The organism is Candidatus Electrothrix sp., from assembly GCF_052785085.1.
Genome location: NZ_JALAAI010000126.1, coordinates 1 through 10,348 on the forward strand (window position 1 = coordinate 1; position 10,348 = coordinate 10,348).

Here is a 10,348-nt window from a genome sequence, read left to right on the forward strand (position 1 = left end):
ACAAACAACCAGAGGGTAACCTAACTTTTCAAACATGTCTAAATTGAAGAGGCGGGATAGTTGCGCCCAAAATTTCTCATTGCGCTATTCTCATATTGAAAAAAGTTTAGGCTCTGAATTGCTGCTGCTTGTCCAAGCCGAATCAAAGGAGTGGAAAAAAGACAAGCCGGAGTTTAAGTTTACATGTGTGGCTGGAAAAATTGACGTCGGGAAACTAATTGATCTTTCTGCGGATAGCGAATTGTCCAGAACAATTAGCCAACTAGGCTTTGACAAGGAAAAAGACCAGCTCCACCTCCATGCCAGCGGTTGCTCAATACATGGGCAAGTCAGTCTGCCCTGGCAAGGCCCCGGTGAGTCGGTAACGGGCAGCTTTCTCCTGACGCCTCTATTGCCTAATGAAGAGGGAGAGTTGCATTGCCGGTTACGTCTTGACCAGGAGATGTTAACTAAAGAAGAGCATGACGGGATCGGGACGGCTTGGGAAAATTTGTCGAAAAACTTCCGGCATGACTCTGAATTTAAATCGGATAAAGCGGATAAACCAACTTGGGTTACCTTGGAAGCCAAGCAGGATTTGCTTCCTGATATGTACTGGCCCGTCTCCAATAACGATCAGCAGGACGCTCTTGATGTTGGTCCGTTGCATATTGCCCATGAGGCGTTCAGGTTGATTCTTAGTGATCAGCATCCAGATGATCCGAATAACAGCCCGGATACCTTGGCCTATGTCCAGCCTGAAGTTGTCAGGATAGAGAAAAAAGAAGGCGTTGTTTCAATAGTAATTGAGAGTGGAGAGAGGCCGACTGCTTTTGATGGGGATAAGGAGACGGAGGTAGAACAACACCCACCAATCCTAAGTTTTGTAAGCAAGAAGGCAGAGAAAAAATGGAAGGATGCCTTTACCCTCAGCAACATGAATTTTACCTTTGATCATGTTCGTACAGCCCGGCGAATTCGCACGGATCAAGACCTGCCTGTTCCCCGGTGGAATCCGGCGGATAAACCGGAAAATACAGAGCCGCTTGAATCACCGTCCATTACAGGATTTATGCCTCTGGAAGACGGCTGGGCACAAGTTCCGATCCCCAATCTTACCGAACAGATATACACAGATGCTGGCTTGATCCAGCCGGAGATCTCTTTGAAAAAGAGTGACGCCATGCTGTTACAGGGCGCTGTTATGTACGGTAATGAAGAGATTCTTGAAACAAAGCAGCAAGGAGTCTCTTCGAATCCTTTCTCACTGTTGTTGACAAACGCCCGCTATATAAAGGGGGAATGGCGGTTAACCGAAGAGCAAGTAGATACCCTTGCACTGTCATCGGTTGAGCTGACCATCTTTAAACCGGATATAACCCTTGACGGTTTCTTATGGTTGAGTGCCGGGCGGCCTACCACTGCAAACGCTCTGCCTGATTTTGATAACTGGGTTTCCGGTCTTTACTCTGTTCCTCTGAGAACCGTGCATACAGGTCTTCCTTTTGTAATTCCGTATCTGATAGAAAAAGTCGAGGACGATAAACTTATCGAAAAATTTGTTAATAATCTTAATGAAGCTGCCGATGATCCATCAAATGAAGAAAATATAAAAAAGCTGATAGAGTTTTTTCGAGACAGTAAACTGGATATTATTTTTCCAGAAAAGATTAAAACGAATGAAATCGAAGTAAAACAAGTACAAAAATCTAAAGATCGCTGGCAGATTAATATAAAATTGCCTTTATCTTCTGGGGCTGATGCGGTCAGGCCGCTGTATACGATTGTTCAATCTTCCCTCAAGCTCCTGACTGTCTATTACAGCCTGAGCTATTTGCTTTTTGATAATTCCGTTCATTTGGAGGGGCTTCCTTTCATTGCGAGAAAAATTCGAGAAAAGAAAGAAGCCGAGAATACTCTCCTTAGTATCCTTGATAGTGCGGCTGTTGATGAATGGTGGAGTGTTGTCAACGAACTGGCGAATAAAGAATTGGTAGATTTTTTTCAGGATAGCGAATGGAATATTTTTCTGCCGGAAAATATCCAGCCTGCCGAAATTCAAGTTAAAGAAATATCGGTGACAGATGAGGAGGAAAACGACAAAAGTATTAAACGTCGCTGGCAGATTATAATAAAATTAACAAGTAACTCGGAATGGCAATCTGTTCCGATATATACCGTTGTCATGATGGAGTCAGAACTTGATGAAGAAGTGCTCTGCGATTTTACGCTTTATCATAGCTTGGGATATTGTCTTTTTCATGAAATAGAAGGTGGTAATGATGCTGACTTTTATAAAGAACGGTTTGGATCGAATGCAAAAGAGAGGATTATTGAACTATTTGCATTAAATGATATTGACCTGTCAAAGGAACTAACTGGGTATCACCCTGAGCAACAAGGAGATGTAAACGAATTTCAGCTCATAGATCGTGCTAATGGTTTTACATGCACGATTCGAGAGGAATCCGGTGTCTTAAAAATACGCAAGAATGACGCGGAAGTTTTTCCTCCGTTATTTACTTTCCATGTTGATGAATTGACGTTATCTAGGAAAGTTCCTGGTGTAAAGGAGAATGAGAGGTCTTATGGGGAATTGGGGCAGTGGTCTTTTTCATATAAAAGATCCCAGCACGTTTTCGCGAGAATGGAGAAGGAAAATCTCCTTGCCCCTCAAGCCGGATACTCATCTAGCCTCTGGAATCCGCTTTTCTGGCTTTGCCACCCAAATTTACCAATGATTCAGGCCCTGCCGCTAACTCAAAACCAAACACCTCCAAATTATCCAAGTCCCAGCCGTCAACTTGTTCCTTTTGAGATTGATCTGGCAAACAAAGAGGAAGTCTTTGAATCATGGAGTTTTGGTGCAGATGACAATGGGCAATGGCCCACTGTGTACGGTAATTTTCTCAAGCCTGCTGAGATTTGGAAAGAACATTTTGATCTCCCCTTAGTCAGCCTTTCTCTTCCAGGCTTATTATACGATCCTCGCAGGGGTGTTCAGCGGTCGAACGAAGGTTCAGACACACATCCTGTTGAAAAACTTCTTGTTCAATACAGATACGATCTGCCGTATACCGATGAACTCAACGCCTTAGCCTCCCTGCCGGAAACACCGACAGATTCTGCGGCAAGACAGAATGACGATACGGCGGAAGCAGTTGAAGAGCTGCAACCATTAACTACAGGGACGTATTCCGGCTATTGGCAGCAGTTATCTCAGCAGGCGTCCCTTGCGGCAGTGGATGCCGTGGAAGCAATGAAACCTAATGATAGCTCGGCGTTTTATCATTTGATTGAACCGTATCACTTGCCTGTTGCATTTTTTGAGCTGAATTTAAACAGTTTTGACAGTTATCCCGGAAAGTTGTTTTTGGGAGATGAGGTAGTATTGGAAAGGGAAACAGCTCTTGAGGGGGTCAGTGGCTATTTCTTGGAGTCGGCTGGTGAATTAACATTCCAGTCTAGTAAGAGCGACAAGTCTTTCCAGGTAACAGCTGGAAGTATGGCAGCTTATGCTGGTGAGGAGAATAAGTATATACAAGATCAACGGGGCTTGAGGCGTTCGGCGACAGACTCTGCTGCGTCTAACCTTCTTCAAATTCCGGTTACGCTTATAGAGCGCGATTGGCAGCAAGAGGGAGGACGTATTGAGCAGAAAAAGTACAGATTGACTTCGCTTAAAAAGGAAATTTCGCTTGAGGTGCATGAGGACAACAATTGGCATTTCTGGTTTAAGGACCTTCCGGTTAATGAAAGAGAATTTAGTCGGATAGATGAGAAAGATAATAAAACATTTTTGGAGATCAATCACCCAGATGGTCTTTCTCGTGAACAAAACTACCTGCTCGGTTACGAATGGCGGTTGGGATATAAGAAAAAAGAAGATATTGTCCCGTTAAAATTATTTCACCTGGATTTTTATCCGCTTGTTCTTCAACAGGTGACCCTTGATGATGATAATACGGGAGTCATTGAGATTACAATCAAAGGACGTCTTCAGCTTCCTTTGGCTAACCAAAAAGAGTTTGATCATCTGAATAATCTTGTGACTGTGACGTTCACAGTAGAAGAGAATGATTCTATTCAACCTGTTAAGCAGATTAAATTAACAGATATTAAGAATGTCGGTTCTGGAGAATGGCCTCTGCAAAATGAAGAAAATAACGCCTCCAATGCCCGTTTAACATGGACGGGAATCTTTTTCAAAGAGGGAAAACTTCATATAACGGGCTTGCAGCTTAAGCATTCTTTTTTCGATGTAGAGTGGGCTCACGAACTTGAAGATATTTCGTATGATTCTTCTCTGGAAGTATTTTCTTTTGTTGAAAAAGAGGGCTTTACTGTTTCCAGTAAAGTAACTGCAAGGTTATACGAACTTACAATTTCTCTTCCTACCGAAGACTCTAAAGAAGAACCAGAACCAATTGCAACCATAGCGGTTACAGTCGGTTATACCGAAATGTATACTGTGCAGGATGATGACAGCTTATCTCTGATCGCAGAAGAATTTTATCATGATGCCTCAAAATGGAGAATAATACATCGGGCAAACTCCAGCAGAGTCACCGATCCGAATCATATTGAAACAGGGTGGAAATTGCGCATACCTGATCCTGATTTTCATGCCGAAGTCGTTTTTGATCTATTGAAAGAGGAGGTTGTAAGCAAGGGTAAGCAACTAGAGGGGTTCTGTACATTGTTTGGTAAACTGGATTTGCCTTTAACTCAAGAGAACGTTTCTTTTACAGAGAACACCCTGCAGTTTCAGTGGGGAAAATGCTCCAGCCTAAGTCCTTCTCTGCAATTTTTACCCGGTATGAATCTGAAACCTGTCAATCCAGACTCTTCCGATGTGCCGCAAGAGTATAACGCTCCGGGGATTGCCGTTATCACTTTTAAGCCTATAAAAGAAGGAACGCAAGATAACAAACCGAGGTTGCAGCTTCAGACTGGTTATATAGAGACGCTGCTTACGTGTACTTGGGGTGAAGATAACTTTTTACAGGAGGTGCAAAAGACAAAGGAGAGGAAAGAAGCTGATGCGACAGAAGAAGCTGATCCCTCTGGAATCAACGTTAACTCTCTGCAAGTATTCAGTTCGTCGTCCGGCAATATTACATGCGGATATACTGCGCAGTTTTCTTTAAAGAAAAAGCAGAAACCGAATGAGGCTCAATGGGTCGAATCCTTTTTGCTTAACGGGATACTTGAAGTTAAAAATCTGGTCTCGTGGCCACAGGATTTGGGATACTCAGATGGAAATAAAAACAATCTGAAGCTGCCTCTGGTTACTGAAAAAATTGAGCATTTACGTCATACAATACGTGTTCTGTTGAATCAACATGAATTGCCGAAGAATATGCTGAGCGGTGGCACCTCTGATTCTCTGCTTTTCAGTTTTGGTACTGAGAAAGCGTGGCAATTTCTAGCAGCAGTGGAACATCAGCTGGTGAACATTGAAAAGCCTGAACCTGCAAATGATGAGTGGCAGGTTAGCAATGATCAACGATGGACAGTTGTTCAGGAAGTTCGCCTCGCACATCCTGAAAAGTTGAAGAAATTTCTTGAGGTAAACAGCAAATACACCGTTGATCCCCAAAAAGGCACCGATACAATCGGAGCGGTTGGTCATGGTTATGTGAATGACAGTGTGGGTGACGAGCTGATTAAGGCTTTGGATGATGTTATTAAGGCCGAGCAAGAGACAGGACATAGTATGTTACTTGTGGAAGCCGGTGCGCATCATTGGCTTAAGCAGCAGGCTGTGACAGCAGCTGAACTGTCAACGTTGCAGTTTTTGCCCAACGGCAGCCAGCAGGCGGTTCTCAGTAGTTCTGCTGATTACACTGTTTCTTTGAAAAAGCAAAACGAGACAGAGAAAACGGCTTGGGAACTCCTCAGTATACCGTTTTTAGGGAGAATGCAGGACAAGAATAAAGACGGTGTACCGGGGGAGGATGTTGGTGCTGTCGATGATAAGAGGGATATGGACCTGCTTAGGATTGATCCGATATGGCATATTCACAGCAAGTATAGAAATGACGTGAAACTCCCTTCTCTGCTGTCGATGTTTACGCACTTTGTTAAGCACGATGTAGAACTTGAGCTATCTGCATTTGATACACTGAACACTCGTGTTTTTCAGCGTCTTGATCCGGCTTCTTTGGAGGAAAATTGGTTTCGCCTCCATCATCCTGCCTCTGAGAAAAAGGATATTTCTAAAAAAAGTCCTTCAAGCGGCAAGAGTTCCAAAGAAGGTGCTGATTCTCAGTCTGAATTTTTGAACCATGCAATGGCTGCATTGCATGATACACCTGCCCGGTTGAGCCGAGCTGCAGCATTGAATCAGCTTTTTGATGCCGGTCGTTTATCCTATCCGCCATCTACCGAACAAGATGATCGTCAACCTAGCCGGGATTCCGAAGAGAAACAGCTGACTTGGCGACAAAAAAGTATTTTGCTTTATCCGGGAGTGATTGAGTCTCAAGATGGTGAACATCATAAGTATCATGGTTGGCTTCTTGCCGGGTTGCAGTTACTGGAAAGCAGAATAGAACGAAGAAAACGGCGTAACGATACCGGCAAAGGTATTGCGGTATATCCGGCAGCGACTCTACTCCCCGGCTATGCTGAAAATGATAACCCCATGCCTGTCAGTTATGCAGTTAGTCCTTATCTGAAGTTGTTTTTTACTCCGTTGCAGAAGGAAGAAAAAAGCTCTGAGAAAGATAACTCTATGAAGCCTCAAGTGGTTGTGGCTGAGATGATCTGTCTTGATTCGATGAACAGGTTGTCCCCTGTAGCGAATCGGGTGTGGGATTTGACTAATCCTGCAAATAAAGCAGGTATTGAAGCGGTCAACGATCAAAGTAAGTTCTGGGCCAAGGAACTCCATCTCCGATTGGCCCCTGATTCTCCCATTGCTTTTCTCAGGTTCCGCGAAATTCATAAAGTAAATCAGAACAGTAACGGTTCGGAAAAACACCCTCTGTTGATTACTCGCTACTCCTATGCCCATGTGGCAGACTTGACACTTCCTGAGAAGTTGACGAAAATAGGACAACCCGTACGCTTTGTCGTTGAGCAGCTTCAGTTCCGTGACGGGCAGTTCGGTGGTCAAGAGATGCCCAAGGTTATTCATGACTTTGAGCTTGCACCACCGCAGGTTACAGGAGTACAGCCCCTGTATATTCAACCGGAGAAAGGGTTTGCCGACCTGCCGTGGGGATACGGCGCATTATGTATAACAACTCAATATACAAGAGAATTTGATTGCCCTCAGGGTGTAGCAGGACCTTCGATGGAGAAAATGCAGGAAACAGATATGGACTCAGACAAACAGCAGCATGATCTCTGGTGGCATGCTCCTCAGCATTTGGTGCAGTTCAGAACGTCTTCTTATAATAAGAGCGAGAAAGAACAACCGGAGGAGGGGGAGCACGGTAATAGAACATCTCCGCCCTCTGCCGGTCTGCCGGAAACATTCCGCGCTAAAGCAATAAAGAGTTTCCTTCCTGTGATTGCTCAACCTGTCCTACCTCAACAACCCTTGGAGGGGGCGGTAGAAAAAGTGGAAGGTGATACCTCAGGATGGCAGCCTGTTCTTCCCGGTGAGTTACGTTATCTGCTGATCGGTAATCGTGCCGGTTCCATGTTGGCATTTCGCAGTCAGATCCTGCGCCAGACCCTGGGAGAGGGACTTGTGCATGATCAGGTGTTAGTGTCAGGGAGCATACCTGTACAGCACCGGGTGCCCCGTCCTGTCCCGCTACCTCTTAACCAGAAGAGCAAAGAGGACAAAGAGAACAAGGAGGGCATAGCCTTGCAAACTTGGGCCAGTTTTTTTGAGCCCACGGAAAATGCATTAGTAACTGATACTCCTGCTGATGAGGCGTTTTTTGCTCCTTGCGAAGTCCACTTTACAATAACGGACGATACGGTTAATGCGTTGTTGGCAGCTGAAGTAATATCAAAGGCGGATGGCGTTAAACTGAGAGCAATCGAAAACATCAAGTCAGCAGAAAAGCTTATAGAAGTAATAAAGACTCAGCTTGGAGCATCGCCCTCAAGAATTATAAGAACGTTGGCCTTAAAACATGCCCTTCGTATCTACGGCGTAGGCCTGGCCCGGCGGTTACGGATGGAGCTTACCAGTCCATCATCTGCGGAAATACCAAAAAACTGGGGTGGCGAGCTGGACTTCCATGTTCAATATAATGATCCAGAAAACAACGACAAGAAAGAATGGAAAATAACTCCGTCCTTGCTTGTAAACGGGAAAGCCTTTTTTTTGACGAAGAGTCGTGCTGTCTTTAGGCTTCCAGAAGAAGAGAGAGAGGAGTTTCCTGCTTTTGAGTTGGATTTTCTGAGAAAAGAAATGTCCTTGCTGGTGAATGAAGGAAAAATTGTCCTAAAGAAAGTAGATCTGGAAGGGGACGACCATATTCTGTTCAAATTTAAAGATAAGAGGGGACTGGCTGGGGTAGGGGTACCTGAACAATATCATGAGGCTTCTTTCAAGGTTCAATGCGTGCCGGGAACTGAAAACAAGGAGTGGAAGAGGGAAGTCTCTATATCAGGCGAAGAAATTCCTCTAGACGAATACTCAGTAAGCTTTAAGATCAGCGATGATGACCAGGACGGGTTGAAGACACAACTGACCCTTGCCAAACCCGGCACCCTTATAAAAGCTGAAGCTATTGTTTCGCCCCCGGAGAATAAAGAAGGCTTTTCACAAACACTCTCGTTTATGCTGCGCCGTGCAGGGGAGCAACGTTCTTTGCCGCTTTCACCTCGGTTCATTTATTTTGAAGACCCGGAGTATAATCGTCGCCTAGCTTCGCCAACAGCCCGTGTTGTAGAGAATATCCTAGAAGATAATATTGCTCATTCAGTAACTCTTTCTGTTGACCGGAAGGAATACAACCCGGACAGCGTTGTAACATTACGCTATGATTGGGATGATGAGAGAAGTGATGGGGGAAAAGACTTTCTGACTCTTCAACGTGTAAGAGGTCCTGTTGCTGAGGAATTAACAAGTATAAAGAAAAATGCGATTCTCTCTGAAACCATAAGCGTACATGACGAGATTGATAATGGAAAGTCTGTGAGAAAGATAAAGGGAGAAGGAGTAGCACCAGGGAAAATAATCCAGATTTCTTTAACAAAGCTGATGGATGCTCAACGGCTTGATTCGGGAGATAGAGTCCAGTTCACTCTTAATATAAAATTGGGCGGAAGTGAAAAGTATCTTCAGATAAGATTGCAGGTAAATCTTGTTGCAGAACCCGTCATTCCTCCTCCTGAAGCTGCTTATGCCCTGTTACGATGCCAAAAGAATGGTGAAAAAGATCAGGTGCAGTGCGTACGTTTTGCCTGGGGACCAGAAGCCAGCAGGGTGGACCTAGTTTGCCCGAAAGATTTGCGAACAGAAATTGTCCGACGTCGCGCGGTGTTTCAATGGCAGGATTCAGCACGGCAGGGAACGGTAACAGATTACAAGGTACAAAAAATAACGGAAAATGGCTCTACGCATTTTCCGTTATTTATCAGCTCGAAGGGCTGATATTCCGGGTAGTTCTATGAATCTCAATTGATTCGGTGTTGAGTTCTTCATTAACTTCACGCTACAGGAGAATGGTATGAATAATGTTAAGGTTAATTTCTTGAAATTGCTTGTTCTTGTCGTTTCTATTTCGTTCCTTCCTATCCCTTCACAAGCCGATCCTGCATGCAGGCAATCATTCAACGTTAACCCAGGAAAAATTGTACCAGCCAATATTGTTCTTTTTGGTGGAATGGGCTGTCAGGAATTGGAGAGTTTCAGGGGGAAATTTTATATCGAAGGTTTATCTCACATTTCTTCTCATACTTTTGATGACTTCGAAAAGTGGAAAGCTGTAAGGGATAAGGTGGTGTTAGAGTTAGCCCAATCAGAACAACGGCTTGAAGAGGCAAGGCGGGATGACTCTAGTGAAGCTGTAAGGAATATTGCGATTAACGGAGCAATTCATGCTTTTTCTCAGGTGCTTACAGCAGCTGGCTGTGTATTAAGTAAAGGTCGTGCATGTGCTACAGGGCTCTCAATAAATAGTGCGAGTACGGCTTACTCTTTAACGTCCTCGAACTACACCGCTAATGTTGACAGAGTCAAGCAGGAAAGTAAAATGCTTCGAGAACACTTAAATGATATTGAGAGCCTGTCAAGTGGGGTTTTGAGCGAAATGGAGAAAAATTATCTTACCCCAACTTTGTGAGAATCATTATCGAAACAATCCTAACTACCTGATTATTCGTTGGGCGTAAAAATATTTTTCGTTTATTATCAAGTAATTATATTTTTCAAGGCTTTTGCGGTGCCAAGAAA

The 10,348-nt window shown here is 44.1% G+C and carries 2 protein-coding genes; both read left to right on the forward strand.

Annotated features, from left to right (window positions below; translation table 11 throughout):
- Positions 1-34: 34 nt before the first annotated feature.
- Positions 35-9,547 (forward strand): LysM peptidoglycan-binding domain-containing protein, encoded by a 9,513-nt coding sequence (locus tag L2082_RS16035; RefSeq protein ID WP_446011955.1) that lies wholly within the window; start codon positions 35-37, stop codon positions 9,545-9,547.
- A gap of 76 nt (positions 9,548-9,623) precedes the next feature.
- The gene (locus tag L2082_RS16040; protein WP_446011956.1) at positions 9,624-10,238 is read left to right on the forward strand and encodes a hypothetical protein; all 615 of its coding nucleotides are present in this window, start codon (positions 9,624-9,626) and stop codon (positions 10,236-10,238) included.
- The last annotated feature ends 110 nt before the right edge of the window (positions 10,239-10,348 follow it).

What these genes read in the sequence shown, in the direction of transcription:
- L2082_RS16035 (WP_446011955.1), top strand. Translation starts at nt 35, where the DNA reads ATGTCTAAATTGAAGAGGCGGGATAGTTGCGCCCAAAATTTCTCATTG.
- L2082_RS16040 (WP_446011956.1), top strand. Translation starts at nt 9,624, where the DNA reads ATGAATAATGTTAAGGTTAATTTCTTGAAATTGCTTGTTCTTGTCGTT.